We start from the raw sequence: 18,793 nt of genomic DNA on the forward strand, positions 1-18,793 counted from the left end.
TGGACTTAACCTAGTGCAACATCCAAAACCATCATTACACTAAAACCGATCATGGTTCCGAGAGTGGCAATATCGGCATTACCGCGGTGTTGTGATTCTGGAATTAGTTCTTCGACGACAACATAAATCATGGCTCCAGCAGCAAAAGCGAGAGCATAGGGTAAAAGAGGTTGCACCATTAATACAGCAGCAGCACCAATAACGGCAGATATAGGCTCTACAATACCAGAAAGCTGTCCGTACCAGAAACTTTTGCCCATTGACAGCCCTTCGCGGCGTAATGGCATAGATACGGCTGTACCTTCGGGAAAGTTCTGAATGCCGATGCCAATTGCCAGCGTTACGGCTCCCATTACAGTAGCTCCGCCGGCCGCTTCGATACCAGAGGCTGCAGCTCCGAACAATACACCAATGGCTAATCCTTCAGGAATATTGTGCAGGGTAATTGCCAATACCAATAGTGTTGCCCGACGCCAGGTCGTTGGAACTCCTTCAGCCTCTTCGAGTGGTAGACCAATATGCAAATGGGGTAGATAGGCATCGCAGATACGCAGAAAAATACCGCCGGTTAGAAAACCGATTACTGCAGGCAACCACTCTATAAGACCCTGGGCTCCGGCCATATCTATAGAAGGAACCAGCAACGACCAGAAGCTGGCAGCAATCATTACGCCAGCCGCAAAACCCAGCATAGCATCCAGAACTTTATAGTTAACCGACTTCGTGAAAAATACCAAAGCTGCTCCCAATGCGGTAAGAGTATAAGTAAACATACCTCCGAATAAGCTCTGGATGACCGGATTAAGAGCGAAAAAAGAATTTTTTAATTCTGCTAGTTCAAACATTCGCTGAGAAATTCTGTTGCTAAATGATTAATACCGATTATACCAAAAGATAAAGTTTTTCAAAAACAATTTTTAGCCCGGGCTAAAAATTGGATATGCAATAACTCAATATTATAAATCGGTCGTTTTCCAGTGGATAATACCCCCGGCTTGTTTGCCGACTTCTATTACAGCAGCCCGTTTTTGGGTATCCAGATTTATAACATCAACAGAACCGGGTTCACCCCCGATACCCTCTACTGAAATGAAGGCATATTTACTGTCGGGTGAAATGGTAACACCATGGGTTACTTTACGGCTATTTTGAATTGTTGCTTCTTCTGTGCTATTATCCAAATTCCAGATGCCGGTAGTTCCCTGACCTTTATAGCTTGCAACAAGGTATTTGCCGTCATTACTAACCTCCAGATTATAGGGAGCAGCACCTGTTTCAGTTTTGAAGCGACGCATGATTTGCCATTCATCAGTATCAACTTCGACAATTTCATCAGACCCATTGTTAGCCACATATACCAGTTTTTTTGATGGATGGGGATCCGCCCATGTTGGCTTTGCCAGTGGAGGCTGATAGCTATTGTGATTTGCTTTGGGTTTATCCATCGATGAATTCGAATGGTCTTGGCTGTTTTCCGCAACGTTTATTCGGCGCGTGACCTCCATTCGGCGTGTGTCAATTTCCATCAGCTCATCTGTCATCATCGATACATGATATTGAAATTTGCCATCATCCGTAATGCGCGAGCCGTGGGGCATGATACCGGTAGGAATCTCAGCAATAACCTGCATAGCGTCAGGATCTACTACCGATACCGTGCTTGGCTCCATATCTCCATGAAGATTGAAGTTTACCACATAAAGCAGCCCTGTGGACTTTGATATTTCCATACTGGCCGGAAACATGCCGAGTTCAGTGCGGGTGATAAACTCGTTGGTTCCCGTTTTGAATTTATATAGCCAGCCGTACGGGTTGCCGTGAGCTACCGACAGATACCAGTATTTTCCATCAAGACCAATATTTATGCCGTGAGGTCCTTCGGTCTCGGTGGGAAATTCACCAACAGAAATTATATCATCAATAGAACCTTCTTGTTGGTCGGCATTAAAGGAGACCTGATAGACTTTGTCATCGGATTCAGCTGCTACGTAAAGATGATATGTTTGGGCAAAAGAAGGTTGTGCAAAAAACGCAATGCAGCATATTGCAAACAGTGAAAAGAGTTTGATACTTCTCATGGTGGTAAACAAATTAAAGGTGCACACGTTTAGTGGTTAAGTAGTCTTGAGCAAGTTCTAACCCAGTGAAACCTGCTCAATGATGATTTTGAAAAAACTGAAACTACAGAGTCGCGCAGAGATATATGCAGAGGCCATTGAAAATATCCTCTAGATAACTTTGTGATTTCCTTTGGTTCCTCCGCGGTAAATGAAACAAAATGATAATTTTGCTAGTTCGTTCCCTTTGGTTCTTCTTCCAATTTGAGAGCCCACAGTCCTGAATTCCAGTCTGACATAAAAATGTGTCCTTTATAAGGTTGGGGCCCCCAGGACATGGCTGCGTTTGGAATTTTTCCTTCATGATGCGTAGGTACATATTTCGCAATTTCTCGTCCCTGCTCGTAGAGGTTCCCCATTAGTTCTCCCGAGATATCGACAACACGTAACCCCGCATTGTAATAGGCAACGTAAAGCGTATCGTCTTTCACCCAAAAATTATGTGTTCCAGCTTCCGGAACTTGATAACGTGCTACCTCTTTGGGTGAATCCCAGCTGTCTTCGAATTTCACAAAGTGTATCCATCCCGCCGGAATCGTCGGCTTATCAGTTACATGAAGACCATTTGGAAATGCTTCATCACCGGCAATGACGTAAAAGTCTCCGGTTGATTGACTTTTAAAGGGGAATGCAGCGTGATTCCAACCACTGGGGTAGGTGTAACTGCCCAGTTTGACAGGATTGTCGAAGGAGCCGGCACCAGTATCATGTCGTTCAGGGGATTGTGCTTCGGGTGTGCTTCCCACATCCACCACAACAACACCATCATCCCAATTTGAAGAGTAAGCAATGCCGTTTTCAACCCATACATCATGAACAGAATGTCCGGGAGTATCCAGTTCAAACCGGCTTACCGTTTCTGGATTTTCAGGATCGCTGATATCAATAATATCATACCGGCGTCCATTGTTAACGGCAAAAACATGATCTTCATAAATAAAAGCATTGTGAACACCACCGGTCAATCCCTGGTTGTATTCAGAAATGATACTCACATTATAAGGATCGCTGACGTCCAAAATTACTATACCGTTTTTACGGTCAGAAGCTCCTTCGCGCGTAAGGATACCAATACGACCATCCTCAGAAATTTTCACGTCATTGACCGTTCTTGCATCTACGGTGACGGTATCGATAATCGTCATATTTGCGGGGTCTGTGACATCCCAAAAGTAGGCTTCGCCGTTGCCGCCCCAGGTTCCGGTGATGGCGTAATCATTGCCATCGACGCCTTCCCAGACCCAAAGGTCAGAAGTGTGGACATCACTGACAAGACCGTGGCCAACAACTTTTAAATCTTTTTGCACATTCCGGTTATTAACGCGAATCGCTGTCTCTTCAACTGCTGAACCGGATTTTGCCACTATAGTGTATAGGCCGGATTGATTAGCGACAAAACGTCCGTCATCCTTAATCTGCCCTGCAGTACCTTCTCCCAGATTGTCATCCGTTTTTGAGATAAATGAATAGGTGACTGGAGCATTTTCAACCACTTGATCAGCGTTATCAAGTGGTTTAGCATCAAAATGGACCACATCCCCAGTGCGTACCTGTTTGCGATCACTTTGCAAATCAATAGAAACAACCGGATTTTCCACAATCTTTGTTTGCCAGCTGTTTACTGCTTCTTCAACGGAAGCAGAGACTGTCACTGTACCCGGATTTTTGGCATGCAGACGCCCGAACTCGTCGACAGAAGCTATAGCCGGATCGGAACTTTGCAGTGTTACATTGGCATCTTCTCGTTCGATTCCTTTAGCATCCCGCACCTCGTAATTTATTTCAGTAACTGTTTTACTATAGATTTTGGAGGGTAAATCCCGGAAAGTAATTTCTGTAATCGGCGGATATGCTATGTCAACGGGAATTGAAGTTGTAATACGCTGATCGTTGGGAGCCATGGCCAGAGCGATAAGTTCAAATGAGCCTGGTCTTAATGCTTTTACTTTTCCCTCCGGAGTCACGGAAACGCTTTTTCGATCACGGGAATAGAACACAACGGTATCCTGGACCGCATTTCCTTCTGCGTCTTGAAGCGTTCCCTCTAGCTGAACTTCTTCATCTATTTCGAGTGAAAGTTTTTCAGGATTGACAACTACCTTATAATCATCTACTTGCTGAGCAAAAGTCAGAGAAGTCCATGTGACAAAGAGGATTAAAAATAAGGCTGAAGAAAAAAAGGTTGTTTTGTATGTCATATTTTCCCGTTAATAAATTGATATTGATCTCTATAAATAAGGCAAAAAATATACTAAAGTGAAGCAACAAGAATTTGAATTATAATAGCTAAAAACATTTTACAAATTCTTATCCGAAGGGAACGGAATGGTCAATACAGGCTGTTTATTTTGCCGACTTTTCCTTACTTTCCTCCACTTCAAAATAATCTCATTTTTTGAGTATCTATAGTTATATAAAGCCCCCGGCAATGTTTCACATTGATTGCCATTTCAAAGGTAAATTCAATTAAATTTGCGCTAAATGAGCATCGATTTCAACAAAGAACGTTTCATGCATCGCCATAATGGCCCTGATAAAGCACAGGTTTCAGAAATGCTTTCGACCATTGGCGCCTCTTCCATCGATCAGCTAATTGATGAAACCGTTCCGAAAGATATCCGGTTACAGCAAGAGGTAAATCTTGATGAGCCGATGAGTGAATACCGGTTTCTGGAGCAGTTTCGTGAGCTGGCCAATAAAAATAAAATATTTGATTCATACATTGGGATGGGGTATCACGATACACTTACGCCCAATGTTATTTTGCGCAATGTGCTCGAAAATCCAGGTTGGTATACAGCTTATACGCCGTATCAGGCCGAAATATCCCAGGGCCGTTTAGAGGCATTGATCAATTTTCAGACAATGGTATCGGATTTGACCGGACGCGAGTTGGCTAACGCATCTCTGCTGGATGAAGGAACGGCTGCTGCTGAAGGAATGTCGATGCTTTATTCAATGCGTCGCGGAGCAAAGCGTAAAAAGGCAGAGACGTTTTTTGTTTCTGAACTCTGTCATCCTCAAACAATAGATGTGGTTAAGGGACGGGCCGAACCGCTCGGAATTGAAATTGTGGTTGGAGATCATAACGATCTTGATGTTACTGATGAAGAACTGTTTGGTATTTTGCTTCAGTATCCGGGCACTGACGGTTCAGTCGAGGATTATACCGGTCTGATTCAAGCTGCACATGAACATAACGTGCAGTCTGTGGTAGCGGCTGATCTGTTGAGTTTAACTTTACTGACACCGCCCGGAGAGATGGGGGCTGATGTTGTCGTTGGATCATCACAGCGTTTCGGTGTACCCATGGGATATGGTGGTCCCCATGCTGCATTCTTTGCGACCCGCGAAAAATATAAGCGCAAGATACCGGGACGTATTATCGGTGTCAGCCAGGATGCTGAAGAGAATCCAGCTTATAGAATGGCTCTGCAAACGCGCGAACAGCATATTCGACGTGAAAAGGCGACTTCCAATATTTGTACAGCACAAGTACTGCTGGCTGTTATCGCTGGATTTTATGCTGTTTATCACGGTCCGAAAGGACTACGTCGAATAGCAGAGCGTATTCATGGGCTGGCGAAAGTGATGGATAAGGGCCTTGGGGAAATTGGATTCGAAGTAGAGAATGACCTTTATTTCGATACGTTGAAAGTTAGTCTCAAAAGTAATGAGCAAAAAGAACAGCTTCGTCAGGCGGCACTCGAGCAGGAAGTTAATCTACGCTATTTTGATGAACCGGCGGTTGGTATCGCTTTTGACGAGGTAAAAGACCTGGACCAAGTTGATGAACTGCTTGCAATTTTTGCTTCCGTCAAAGGCGTAGAAAATGAAAAAACTGCCGCTATGCTTGCAGATGGAGTTGATGTTGATTTCCCTGAAGCGCTGACTCGTACTTCATCTTATCTCGAGCATCCGGTATTCAACTTGTATCACTCCGAGCATGAGATGCTTCGATATCTGAAGAAACTTGAGAACCGGGATCTTTCTCTCGTCCACTCTATGATTTCACTTGGCTCGTGCACGATGAAACTAAATGCTACATCTGAGATGATTCCGCTGACCTGGCCTGAATTTGGCAAGCTGCACCCGTTTGCACCTGATGAACAGGCTGAAGGCTATCACGAGCTTTTTGAAAAATTAGAAGATCAGCTGTCGGTGATAACAGGTTTGCCGGCAGTATCACTACAGCCGAACTCTGGAGCACAAGGTGAATTTTCCGGCTTGATGGCGATCAGAGCTTACCACGGACATCGCGGAGAAGAACATAGAAATGTAACTATTGTACCTGATTCGGCTCACGGTACAAATCCTGCCAGTGCTGTTATGGCGGGAATGGAAGTTGTTGTGACTGAGTGTGATGAGCATGGCAGTATTGATCTCGACGATCTGCGTGAAAAAGTGGAAGCCCACAAAGAAGATCTGGCAGCGTTGATGGTCACCTATCCTTCTACCCATGGAGTGTTTGAAGAGGATATTAAAGAAATATGCCAGGTGATTCATGATAACGGCGGACTTGTTTATCTCGACGGAGCAAATATGAACGCCCAGGTGGGACTGACAAGTCCGGCAGAGATTGGCGCGGACGTCTGTCATCTGAATTTGCACAAAACATTTTGCATCCCACACGGTGGTGGAGGTCCAGGCATGGGACCGATTACCGCAACGGATGAACTTGCCCCTTTCTTGCCTGGTAATCCGATCAAGAAGACAGGCGGGGAACATGCAATAAGAAGTATTTCGGCTGCGCCGTGGGGAAGTGCCAGTATCCTGTCGATCTCCTACGCCTACATCAAGATGATGGGAGCGGAAGGGCTTACCAAAGCTTCAGAGATCGCCATTCTTAATGCGAACTATCTTAAGGAGCGTTTGAAGGATCATTACCCGATTCTGTATACAGGTAAAAACGGTCGTACCGCCCACGAATTTATAGTTGATATTCGTCCCTTTAAACAGTCGGCAAACATTGGATCGATTGATGTGGCCAAACGGCTGATGGATTACGGATTCCACGCGCCCACCATGTCTTTTCCGGTACCGGGAACATTGATGATCGAACCAACCGAAAGCGAAAGTAAAGAAGAACTAGATCGTTTCTGTGAGGCGATGATTGCGATTCGCGAAGAAATTCATGAGATCGAAAATGGCAATGCCGATCCCGAAAACAATGCACTGAAAAATGCCCCTCATACCATGCGGGTAGCAATGGATGACGGTTGGGATCGTCCCTATAGCCGCGAAAAGGCGATATTTCCGCTGGATTATCTGCGATTTGATAAGTTCTGGCCCGCCGTTAGTCGTGTAGACGATGCCTACGGCGATCGTAACCTGATGTGTAATTGTGTGCCGATTGATGCCTATGCAGAAGGGCAAGAACCTGCGGCTGTGGAATGATTCCGATTTATTTCCACCACTAAGACACGGAGGACACTAATGTTTTATTTTTGGCGGATGAACAATGAGTGCGGAGGGTTTTCTTGGTTCATCATATAAACGCTGTTAATTCTGATCCTTAATGTGAGAATAATACAGAGGCAGGGATGTTGGTGACAGGAGGATTATTATCGTTAGTTACAGATAAGTATAGATTGGAACAGATCTTTCTCCCACGGATGAATCCGTGGGCTAAGAACAGGTTGAAAAAAGCCCACTTAAAGTGGGCTTTGGTTTTGTGTTCGTAGCCTGATGATTCATCTTCAGGCGGAGGTGATTATGCTTCTAAATTGGTTTGATTTGGTAATTAGTCTTCAGGCGATAAAGCAACTGATTTACACAAACCCAAAGATGATGATCTCGAGGACTAACCTTTTTTTTAATAACTCAGTTGAAAAAGTGAAATGGCATACTCTTCAGGAGGTTATTAATTCGCCAGACTTCCAGAGAAAACAGGTCTCTTGGTAAATAAATTGAATCGGCCTTACACCCCACGGATGAATCCGTGGGCTAAGAACAGGATGAAAAAGCTCACTTGAAGTGGGCTTCGGGTTTTGTGTTCGTAGCCTGATGATTCATCTTTAGGCTAGGAGGGATCAAAATTAGAAATAATCAGCCAAACAGTTTCTCCTTATCATAGTTTATCCCATGCTTATCTAAAAAAGCTGCGAATTCATCTTTATATGAGGTTTGGGTGTGATGCTCTTTCTGTTTTTTAATGTAATCGATAGTTACCGGAACCAGCGACTTATTGATACTAAAAGCACCGTATCCTTTTTGCCATCGAAATTTTTCTTTATCAAAATAATGCTTGTTGAGCCATCTTGAGGAACTGCCTTTGATTATTTGAACTGCTTTACTGACCGGAAATTTTGGTGGCATGATTAATAAGACATGCAGGTGGTTTTTTGTACCACCAATGGCTGATATTATTAATTCATGATCTTCAGCATAATCCAAGATATAGCTATTAAGTTCCTCTTCGAACTCTGGCTTTAAATTTGGGGCCCGGTGCTTTGTACTAAAAACAAGATGAACGTAAATTTGTGAATAAGTTTCTCCCATAACATACTCCTGATATTTTGTTCTTTAAGAGTAAGACCGATTTAAAGAGAAATCCTTACAAAAATTTTCTCTATGGAAATGTTTGGTGCGCTATTTCTCCCACGGATGAATCCGTGGGCTAAGAACAGGATGAAAAAGCCCACTTAAAGTGGGCTTCGGGTTTTGTGTTCGTAGCCTGATGATTCATCTTCAGACAATAAGGATCATGCTTCTAAATTTGTATTGACCCAATGATTATCTTCAGGTTATGATTATGCTTCTAGTCTTTTCAATCCGATGATTCATTTTCAGGCTACCATCTTCAGTCAATAATCCTCAGGCCATTATTTCCGGCTTACAAAGCTCTCAATTCTCATTTCCCCCATCAATGTACGGTGCACCGGACATTTTTTTGAGATATCCAACATACGGTCCAACTGTTTGTCTGTTAGATCTCCTTCTACAATCAGTTCTTTTTCGATAACATCAATCTTGCTTTGCGGATCTTCACAATGTTCGCAGTCTTCGGCATGCTGCTTATTGTGCCGTAATTCCATATAAATATCATCGACTTCCCATCCTTTGTGCTTTACATACATCTTTACCGTCATAACAGAACAGGAACCCAGTGACATTAACAGATAATCGTAAGGATCTGGTCCTTGATCTTTGCCGCCTTCTACACTTTCAGGCTCATCGGCAACAAGATGATGTTTTCCAGCACTAACTGTCGTGGTGAATGTTTCTTCTTTAGGAAGATGAGCATGAATAATCTTCTTCTTATTCGTTTTATTAGCCATAGGAATAATAGTTGATTTAAGAGGATTTGGAAAAATCAATACCTTGACAATCAGAAATCAGGGTGTAATATCATATTTTTCTTCCAGTATGTTTAGATGATGCTTCTCGTGTCCTGCGATGATATAAGCCAAAGCTCTTACCGAAACTTTTACCTGGTTAGCTGTCCCTTTGCGATTGATTTGCTCTTGATTAAAACTGCTGAACATACTGATATTGGCATTTCGCAATGCGTCGTATTCTGCAGACATGCTTTGTAAACTTCTGTTGTCAAACTCTGCCTGCTTAACATATTCATCCTGATCGTAGCCTGGCAGAGATTTCTCTTCACCACGGCTTATACACAGCGCTCTATAAGCCATAATTCGCTCGGTGTCAATTAGGTGTCCCAGCACCTCCTGGACACTCCACTTTCCCTCGGTATATCGATAGGCGGCTTCGTCTTCACTCAATATCTCGATTAGAGAAAATATTTCCTGCCCCTGTTGAATTAAAGTTTCAATAACGTTAGAGGTATCTATCAAGTCAATATACCCGCTATAAAAATTGTCATATTCATCCGGCTGTGGGTGGTTATCTTCCCAATCTATTAGTGACATATTTCTACTATTGTTTAGATTAATTTTGCAGAGGGTATAAAGTACGCTTCCTCTTGAACCAATGTAAAAAAAAAGGCCGGATTGCTCCGGCCTTACCATAGATAGTAAATATTGTTAACCTAATTTACTTTATGGCTTTCATAGGTTGCTTCCCCAGATTCATTGCCATCGATGAGTGTTATCTGTTTGTAAGGAAAGGCAACACCATCAACAATGTGCCAGTCAGAGTGGCGGTTTTCTACGGAAACCTGATTGCCAACCTGTGGATTAAATTGCTGGTAACGGATAATATCAGGATAGTTCGTCTCCGGATTTAACAGGAGAACTACATTCTCATCGTCAACAGTAACATTTAACTTGTGATAGTTCGTGCCATCAATCTCTTCAGTCCCCAAATATTGTGGATTTGCATTTCCTGCATTTTGAGCAATTGCCAGAAAACTTCTGTTAAGCGTGCTTTTAAGGTTGTTTGCCATTTGTGGCGGAAGAGGACGTTCTTGCCCGCCGGCTGTCATAGTTCCTGATCCACCCTCATAATTAAGTTGCACTTTTCCCATAGGAGCTTGGATCGTTTGTTTAATAGCATCGGGATAATTGATGGTCATAGTCGTTTGCATCGTTTGTCCCTGCTGTTGTACCTCACCGCTAACAGTAAGTGAATTTAACTCGGTTTCAGAATCAATTACAGCATTAGCCATTTGTTGTAGCAATTCTTGGCCTTTTTCAGCATCGCCTTCTACGATTTCTCGCTCGCCGCTGCCTGGTTCGGGGATACTGATATCAATCTCGTTCACCTCTCCATATTTCTCAAGCTGATCTCCAATCTCTTCGCGATTACCTACAACCAGAATTTGTAGATTCTCGGGATCAAGATACTCTTGGGCTACCGATTGGACATCTTCGACGGTGGTTTCTCGTACTTCCTCAATATATTGTTCGAATGCATCGCTCGGCAGGCCGCGATAGGCATACGACATCTGTTGGCTTAAAACCTCTTCGAAGCTATCGTATTCAAAAACCGCAGAGTTCAGGATTTGATCTTTTGTATCCTGGAGTTCCTCTATGGTAATAGGCTCATTTTGCAGCCGCTCGATCTGCTCGATAATAGCATCAATAGCTTCAGCTGTGGTCGAGCTTTTGGTCTGAACACCGGTATAGAAAACTCCGGGATAAAAGCTGTTCATTCCATACTGGCCGTAAACAGAATACGCCAGCCCCATTTCAGTGCGTACCTTCTGCATCAGACGACCCGAAAATCCACCGCTTAGTACCTGATTCATTACCTGTACTTTAGCATAATCGGGATTATCACGCATGCCGCCAATATGCCCGAGCATCACAAAGCTCTGGTTTACATCAGATTTTTCGGCAAAATTAATAGAGCTTTTCGGCTGATAATTTACTTCAGGAAACTCCAGCGTAGTTTCATCTCCGGAAGGCAACTGCCCGAATGTTTCTTCCAGTTTCTGTTTCATCTCTTCGGTATTGAAATCACCGACAACACCAACCATCATATTTTCGGCCTCAAAATGCTCACTGTGAAAGCTCACCAGATCTTCGCGGCTGATGTTATTCACCGTTTCATATTCCGTATTTCTGCCATAGGGAGAATCTTCTCCATATATCAAACGCTGGAATTCCCGCACAGCAATTTGCCGGGCATTGTCGTTGCGACGGGATATACTGGACTTCGTCTGCTTTTTGGCCAGTTCAATTTTGTCTTCCGGAAATGCCGGATTTGTCAGAACATCAATAAAGACAGGCATGAGTTCCCCGAAATCTTCTTTAAGAACGTTCATGCTGGCGCTACCGCTCGTAAAGCCAATACTTGTTTCAATACTTGCTGCTCGATTTTCGAGCATGGCGTTAAGCGAATCAGCGGGATATTGTTCAGTACCCCCCGATCGCATCACCGTGCCTGTAATGGAAGCGAGTCCAGCTTTTTCATTGGGAACGAGCACACCACCGGTGCGAATGCGGGTATTTACATTGATCAGTGGCAGTTCATTATCTTCTACCAAAAAGAATTCGATTCCATTATCCGTGGTAAACGTTTCTACCTCTGGCTTTTGGAAATCATTGAGCTCCGGGAACTCAATATTTTCATGCGGATTCTGATTGGATGGCGTTGTTTCTTCTGATTCTGCCACCTGCTCGGTTTGTGAGCAAGAGACAATTAAAATAGCCAACAAGCAAAATATGCTTAATCTCTTCATAATAGTAGAGGTCTTGTAATTGAAAAGTGTTGAAAGTGACAGATTAGTTATTCGCATCGGCAACCTCCTCACTTTCTTCTTCATCCGCTTCGTTGATGATAGCACCAACAGTTCGATTATCTTTCGTTAGATATTCATTAGCTACACGTTGTATATCGTCGACAGTAACCTGCTCAAGTTCTTCAAGATCGGTAAAGACTTTGCGCCAGTCGCCGCGTTGGTTTTCAGCGGATGCCAGTGAAGAAGCCAGTCCGGAATTGGAATCAAGGCTTCGGATCAGATTGGCACGTGCATTGGTACGGGCACGATCGAGAGCTTCTTGAGAGATATTACCCTCTTTAATTTTCTCGATTTCATTGTTTATCGAGGTTTCCAACGTATCGGTGCTGAACCCTTGGTTAGGTACTCCTGCAATACTAAACATAGTCTGATACTTCGTCCCGGGTATTCCGTTGAATAGTTGGAATCCCAAAGCTGTTTGTTCCTCTTCAACCAGTTTTTTGTATAGAATTGAAGTGCGCCCTTCTGCCAGGATTGAACCTAACAGACGTATGGCATGGAAGTCGGGATGTTCTTGGTTAACTGTATGATAGCCCATCATCAGATAAGGCTGAGATTCTGTTGGTATTGTGAAACGTCGTTCTCCGCGCTGATCCGGTTCCTCGGTATAAACGGGTGGAGGTTCAGGTCCTTCTTTCATATCACCGAAATATTCTTTGGCCAGCTCTTTTGCTTCTGTCGGTTGTACATCTCCGGCAATAGCAATGGTCATATTGCTCGGAACATAATAGGTGTTATAAAATTTGCGGGCATCTTCCATTGTAGTGGCTGTAATATCGGAATGCCAACCTACGGTGGGACGTCCATAAGGATGAGCGGTATAAGCAACAGTTAGAAACTCTTCGAATAACTTGCCAAAGGGCTGCGATTCATAACTGGATCGCCGCTCTTCGCGAACGACTTCTTTCTCTTTATAAAATTCGCGTAACACCGGGTTTTTGAATCGGTCGGATTCGAGGCTAAACCAGAGCTCTAGCCGATTTTCGGGAAGACTATAAAAATATCTTGTCCAATCTTGGCTGGTTTGAGCATTCATGCCGGTACCACCGTTCCGGTCGATGATTTGTGAGAATTCATTGTTAACAACAAATTCGCCGGCTTTTTCCTGCAGATCTTCGAACTGGCTCCAAAGGGTATCCATCCGTGAGGAATCAGGCTGGGTGCTGTATTTTTCAGCCAACCATTCCTGATAGGTATTATCGAGTTCTTCGAGTACTTTTTGCTCTTCTCCCCAGTTGTTGGTGCCAACAGTATGGGTTCCCTTAAAAGCCATATGCTCAAAAATATGAGCCATGCCGGTATGTCCTACTGGTTCGTTGGCACCGCCCACATCAACATAGGTGGCAAAACTGACGACAGGTGCCACCGGTCGTTCTATGACGATAAAAGTGAGCCCGTTATCCAACGTAAACTCGGTTACTTTTTCTTCGAAATCTTCGAGGGATTGAGCTGTAGCCGTGCTGATGGTTGAGATGAATAGCACAATCAGCAATCCCAGGACAGAGATACTGTTTCTTTGATTCATAGGTGTTCCAATTTATGATTCAGAATTATACTGGATGATTAGCGAAAGATTTACTTCTTATAGAAAGAGAGTGACATAGACAACTTTTTGCTTAATACGTGCCTTGATTCTATATCAAGTTTACTTACGTGAGGACGAATAGAACGTTACAGGGTAAATTTTTTGATGAAAAAGCTTGTTTTTAGATTATTTCTTCACATAAAACAAATATCAAGAGAGATAAATGAAAGTTTTGTTACTAATATTAAACTTTTCTAATACGGATCTTCGAGAGAGGGAAAAGAATCCAAGGTGTACCAGAGAAAAGCCAATTCAGATATGGTTTTGCTTCTATGTTTTAAAAAAAAACGAAATTAAGTAGGAGGGAAAGTCAGCCAGTAAGTAATAATTCTGCTACTATTCAACTTCTTTATCTGCCAGATAATCCTGGGTTATTTTCTGGGTCTGCTCTGCTCCCATATATTTTTCCAGATCATACAGCGTTATCTTTTTTTCTCCGTTGTGGAACGAGTATGTAAGGTGACCGTTCTCTATCTCTTTTTCCACCTCATTGGTTGACATATCCAACATTTCACCAACTTCTTTCAGTGAGAACATTGAGCGCATAGTATCCTAATCCTTTAACGTTAATTCATTAATCTCTTTGCCCCATAAGATAGAAAAAATCAACTTTTTTGCTAGTCTAAATATGCCCTTTTTAACAGGGATAAGTAAATATTAATATGGTGTAAATATACAGATTATCCTGAATTAACAATCTCAGAATGACGAAAACAGCTAATTAAATGGTCATTAACCATTCCGATCGCCTGCATATAAGCGTACATCGTTGTGCTTCCCACAAATTTAAATCCGTGTTTTTTAAGATCTTTGCTAAGCTGGTCAGAAATCTTGCTGGTAGTGGGTATCTGAGCCATATGCTCCCAGTTATTTTGAATTTGTTCTCCATTTACAAACCTCCAGAGGTAAGAATCAAAACTGCCGAACTCTTCCTGTATTTCAATAAACCGGCGCGCGTTATTTATAGCTGATTTGATCTTAAGCTTATTTCGGACTATAGCCTTATTGTCAAGGAGCTGTTGGATATACTTTTCATCAAAGGATGCTACTTTCCTCACGTCAAAGTTTGCAAATGCCTGCCGGTAGCCTTCTCGCTTTTTCAGGATTGTACTCCAGCTTAACCCTGCTTGTGCTGTTTCTAAAATTAAAAACTCGAACAAAGTTTTATCGTTATGAACAGGCACTCCCCATTCCTCATCGTGGTAGCGAATATATTGTTCAAATGTATCTTTACACCAGTCGCATCGATCGAACATTATTGTATATTATGCGGTTAAATAAACTCATTATTAGTTTCGAATTAAAATAGCGAATCCATGCATTGGGAAAAACTTGTAGAATCATTTAGCGGGAAGAGCGGAATAAGCAGGGAGTTATCGGGACAGATAGAACTACTGACCCATTTCTTGGAAGATATTGTGCGCGATCGAGAGGAGGAGGATTTTATAGAGATGCTGATATCATTTCCCCAACTTGCGGCGCAGGCATTTGATGAAGAAGATGATCAGGCCTTTGAGGAGCTGGAGGGGAAAGTTGATGAGCTCAGCACTGATGAAATAGCACAATTTCTTAGGTATTACACGGTATTTTTCCACTTGATGAACTCCCAGGAGCAGCGCGAAATCACTCGTATTAACCGCGAGCGGGCAATTAAAACGAGTCCCGAGTCTCCACGAAATGAGAGTATTACGGAAGCTATTTATCACCTGAAGGAACAGGGTTTTGATGTAAATGAAGCAGTTGATGTCATTGGGAAGCTGGATATCCAGCCTACGATTACGGCGCATCCCACCGAAGCACGACGCCACAGCGTGCTGATCAAGCAACAGCGCATAACGGAGATGATCGAGCAGCTGCGGCAGGCTGATTTGACCCCATCAGAACGAAAGAAGACAAAGATAGATATTTTTAATGAGATCCACCTGTTGCTGGCTACCGACGAGGTGCGCACAGAGCGAGTGACGGTCGAGGATGAGGTCGAAAACGGTATGTTCTATTTCCGAAATGCTATCTGGCAGACAATTCCGGTTCTGTATGATGATTTGCGTAATGCTTTTGAAACTTATTACGATGAAACGCCTGATTTCAGCACTATTCTGCGGTATCGTTCATGGATCGGCAGTGATCGCGATGGAAACCCAAATGTTACACCTGCTGTTACCTGGCAGACCATTCTCGAGCAGCGAAATATAGTGCTTAATCTCTATCTGGAAGAGCTGGATGATTTGCGTCGCTATCTGAGTATTTCACAAAGTAAATACGAAATATCGGATGACCTTGAAAAGTCGCTGCAACTGGAGCAGCAACGAGATCCGCTTTCGGAGCGATACCAGCGGTTATATAACCAAGAGCCGTATCGGCGAAAGGTCACCCATATGATGCATAAGCTTCGAAATCAGCTGAAAATGACCAACTCTGATAATCCGGAACAAATAATTCAGCAGGCACAAGAGTATACTTCTGAAGATTTTATAGCTGATTTAGATATGATTGCTAAGAGCTTGTCAGATTCGGGGCTTGAAGAAATTGCCTCTGAAGGAAAGTTGTATCATCTGTTAGTTCGTGCTCGGACGTTTGGTTTCCATATGGCCGGACTCGATATCCGCCAGCACAGCGAAAAGCATGAAAACGCCGTTGCAGAATTGCTGGCAGTCGGTGAAGTAACCGAAGATTATCAATCGCTTTCTGAAGAAGAAAAAGTGGAGTTATTGACTAAAGAGTTAAAAAATCCTCGTCCGCTTTCGCCGGTGCGGGCTCATCTGGAGGAAGAAACGGCACAGATGCTGGAGGTATTTAAAGTAATCGGCCAAATGCTTGAGCTCGATCCCAATAGTTTTGGCAATTACATCATCAGTATGACCCACGGCGTGAGCGATATGCTGGAAGTGTTTATCCTTGCCAAAGAGGTGGGGCTTTGGGGGTTCGAGGAAGGGGAGGTCGAATCCCAAATAGATGTAGTGCCACTGTTTGAAACTATTGAAGACCTTGAGGAGTGCGGCCGATTGATGACTGAAATATATGAAAGTCCGCTTTATCAAAAACAACTGAGTGCCCGAAATAACTTGCAGGAAATTATGCTGGGATACTCCGACAGTAATAAAGATGGCGGCTATTGGATGGCCAACTGGGCGCTTGAAAAAGCACAGCGTAGTCTTGGTAAAGTATGTCGCGATTATGATGTGGATTTCCGTCTGTTCCACGGTCGAGGTGGAACTGTAGGGCGGGGCGGAGGTCGTTCTAACGAGGCGATCAAGGCGCTTCCGCCGATCAGTAATAACGGACGTATTCGTTTTACTGAGCAGGGAGAAGTTATCTCATTTCGTTATTCGCTGCCTCCGATAACCCGCCGACACCTCGAGCAGATTGTGAATGCCATGATTCAGGTGACGGTATCCAAACCCCAATCGTCGTTGCACGAAGATCAATTTAATGAAACAATGGAGCAGATGGCTCGCGAATCGATGGAGGAGTACCGTAACCTTATTGATGATGAGGGATTTTGGAGTTGGTATACATCCAAGACGCCCATTGAGCATATCAGTCGTTTGCCCATTGCATCACGTCCGGTCTCCCGTGGCAGTGCCAAGGCCGCGGATTTTGAAAATCTCCGGGCTATTCCATGGGTATTCGCATGGACGCAGGTACGATACAATGTTCCGGGATGGTATGGTACTGGGAAAGTGTTGGATGAAATAACCAACGATGAAGATATGCTTGAACAGCTGCAGAACTGGTATGATGAAGGGGTATTTTTCAAAACAGTACTAGATAATGCCCAGCGCGAAATGGCGCGAACTCATATACCAACGGCCAGTACATACGAAGATATTGATGATGGCACGTTTCATGAACGCATTACCGATGATTTTAGAAAGGCTGAAGAAGCTATTAAAAAAATTACCGGTCAGAATCAGATACTTGACAACAGCCCGGTGATAAAGAAATCGATCCGTTTTCGAAATCCATTTACGTATCCGCTGAATATGATGCAAACTGAATTGCTGGATCGATGGAAAGCAGAGCAGAAAGATGCTGATAAGGAAGAAGTCCTGCGCGATGCGCTCTTCCTGAGTATCAACGGAGTTGCAGCCGCCATGCAAAGCACTGGTTAAAGAATATTGAACCGAAGAACAAGGAATGATGAATGAGAAAATAACTTCAAAATTCAGAATTCCTTGTTCGATATTCTGCGGTTCATAATCAGTGAAATCTGTGTCATCCGTGTTCTATTAATTCTTTCATTTGGCGGCGGAATTTCGGTGCTCCTCCGTTGGCGGGATGACGTACAGGCGTATAATTGGTGATACCGAAAGCATCAAGACTATGTTCACACTTGCGTCCTACGGCTATAATTTCAGCACCTTCAAACAGATCCAAAAAAATACGCAGGGAAGGGTAGCCTTTTTCCAGCTCATTGTCAGTGGGCGTTCGGTTACTGAGTAATCCGTCATCAGGATCATAAGGATGCCAGGGAAGCGCATTCCAGAGTACAGTTTCATACGGATCAATACCCAGTTGATAAAGAGCCTTCCACATAATTGTGGCGGTCGGCTCCGACATTCCTTTTTCATTGACAGCCGGTTTGCTGGTACGTTGCGGCTCAACTGTACAAAAAGCTCCATCAGCGGGAATGCCATGCACTGGCTCGTGATGCCCCAGCAGTATGCGTTCTGATGTCATTGCAATACCGGTAAAATGACCTCCCTGATAACCGAGAGCTTCAGCGATAAAAAGATATTTGGCTGAATCCAGTCGTTCGGCCAAATATTGTGCAAGCTGATTGTACCGGATGTCCGGTGCATTGTCAGATAAATCGTGTTTGGTATCCCGCTGAAACCATGGATTGAAAAAGGGACCTTCGGGTGTATTTTTCAGTTCAGCAAAAAGAGATTTCAGTTTGTCAGGAGCTGCCAATGCGAGGTAAATATTTTTGTTAAA

Annotated in this window: 13 protein-coding genes; 2 read left to right on the forward strand and 11 right to left on the reverse strand. The window is 43.5% G+C overall.

Annotation, left to right across the window (positions count from 1 at the left end):
• Nucleotides 1–5: 5 nt before the first annotated feature.
• The 3 genes from ACT3ID_RS16190 to ACT3ID_RS16200 all read right to left on the reverse strand — a co-directional run bounded on the left by ACT3ID_RS16190 (nt 6) and on the right by ACT3ID_RS16200 (nt 4,315).
• Entirely contained in the window at nt 6–845 is an 840-nt protein-coding gene (locus tag ACT3ID_RS16190) for a ZIP family metal transporter (RefSeq protein WP_491543098.1), read from the reverse strand.
• Between the two features lie 111 nt (nt 846–956).
• Nucleotides 957–2,078: a YncE family protein gene (locus ACT3ID_RS16195; protein ID WP_491543099.1), complete on the reverse strand. Its 1,122-nt coding sequence runs from the start codon at nt 2,076–2,078 to the stop codon at nt 957–959.
• 212 nt (nt 2,079–2,290) lie between these two features.
• Nucleotides 2,291–4,315, reverse strand: a complete 2,025-nt coding sequence (locus ACT3ID_RS16200) for an LVIVD repeat-containing protein (protein ID WP_491543100.1) — start codon at nt 4,313–4,315, stop codon at nt 2,291–2,293.
• Between the two features lie 283 nt (nt 4,316–4,598).
• On the opposite strand from ACT3ID_RS16200, the gene gcvP reads away from it, so the two are divergent.
• Entirely contained in the window at nt 4,599–7,514 is a 2,916-nt protein-coding gene (gcvP, locus tag ACT3ID_RS16205; protein WP_491543101.1) for an aminomethyl-transferring glycine dehydrogenase, read from the forward strand.
• A gap of 651 nt (nt 7,515–8,165) precedes the next feature.
• Here gcvP and tnpA read toward each other — a convergent pair.
• From tnpA to ACT3ID_RS16240, 7 genes are all read right to left on the reverse strand, one after another.
• Nucleotides 8,166–8,618, reverse strand: a complete 453-nt coding sequence (gene tnpA, locus ACT3ID_RS16210; protein ID WP_491543102.1) for an IS200/IS605 family transposase — start codon at nt 8,616–8,618, stop codon at nt 8,166–8,168.
• A 323-nt stretch (nt 8,619–8,941) separates the two neighbouring features.
• A complete protein-coding gene (locus ACT3ID_RS16215; protein ID WP_491543103.1) occupies nt 8,942–9,397 on the reverse strand; it encodes an OsmC family protein in 456 nt (151 codons plus the stop codon).
• Between the two features lie 57 nt (nt 9,398–9,454).
• On the reverse strand, nt 9,455–9,994 hold the full coding sequence (locus ACT3ID_RS16220) for a DinB family protein (RefSeq protein ID WP_491543104.1): 540 nt from the start codon (nt 9,992–9,994) through the stop codon (nt 9,455–9,457).
• A 119-nt stretch (nt 9,995–10,113) separates the two neighbouring features.
• The gene (locus ACT3ID_RS16225; protein WP_491543105.1) at nt 10,114–12,210 is read right to left on the reverse strand and encodes a M16 family metallopeptidase; all 2,097 of its coding nucleotides are present in this window, start codon (nt 12,208–12,210) and stop codon (nt 10,114–10,116) included.
• Nucleotides 12,211–12,253: 43 nt separating this feature from the next.
• Nucleotides 12,254–13,795: a M16 family metallopeptidase gene (locus tag ACT3ID_RS16230; RefSeq protein ID WP_491543106.1), complete on the reverse strand. Its 1,542-nt coding sequence runs from the start codon at nt 13,793–13,795 to the stop codon at nt 12,254–12,256.
• A gap of 396 nt (nt 13,796–14,191) precedes the next feature.
• Nucleotides 14,192–14,401 carry a hypothetical protein gene (locus ACT3ID_RS16235; RefSeq protein WP_491543107.1) on the reverse strand — a complete coding sequence of 70 codons (210 nt, stop codon included), beginning with the start codon at nt 14,399–14,401 and terminating at the stop codon, nt 14,192–14,194.
• A 134-nt stretch (nt 14,402–14,535) separates the two neighbouring features.
• Complete coding sequence (locus ACT3ID_RS16240) at nt 14,536–15,111, reverse strand: DNA-3-methyladenine glycosylase I (protein ID WP_491543108.1); 576 nt, start codon at nt 15,109–15,111, stop codon at nt 14,536–14,538.
• 60 nt (nt 15,112–15,171) lie between these two features.
• On the opposite strand from ACT3ID_RS16240, the gene ppc reads away from it, so the two are divergent.
• Nucleotides 15,172–17,967 (forward strand): phosphoenolpyruvate carboxylase, encoded by a 2,796-nt coding sequence (ppc, locus tag ACT3ID_RS16245; RefSeq protein ID WP_491543109.1) that lies wholly within the window; start codon nt 15,172–15,174, stop codon nt 17,965–17,967.
• A gap of 103 nt (nt 17,968–18,070) precedes the next feature.
• On the opposite strand, the gene ACT3ID_RS16250 is transcribed toward ppc, so the two are convergent.
• Nucleotides 18,071–18,769, reverse strand: coding sequence for a uracil-DNA glycosylase (locus ACT3ID_RS16250; RefSeq protein ID WP_491543110.1), 699 nt, complete (start codon nt 18,767–18,769; stop codon nt 18,071–18,073).
• Nucleotides 18,770–18,793: the final 24 nt, after the last annotated feature.

Source organism: Fodinibius sp. GM108 (genome assembly GCF_058386985.1).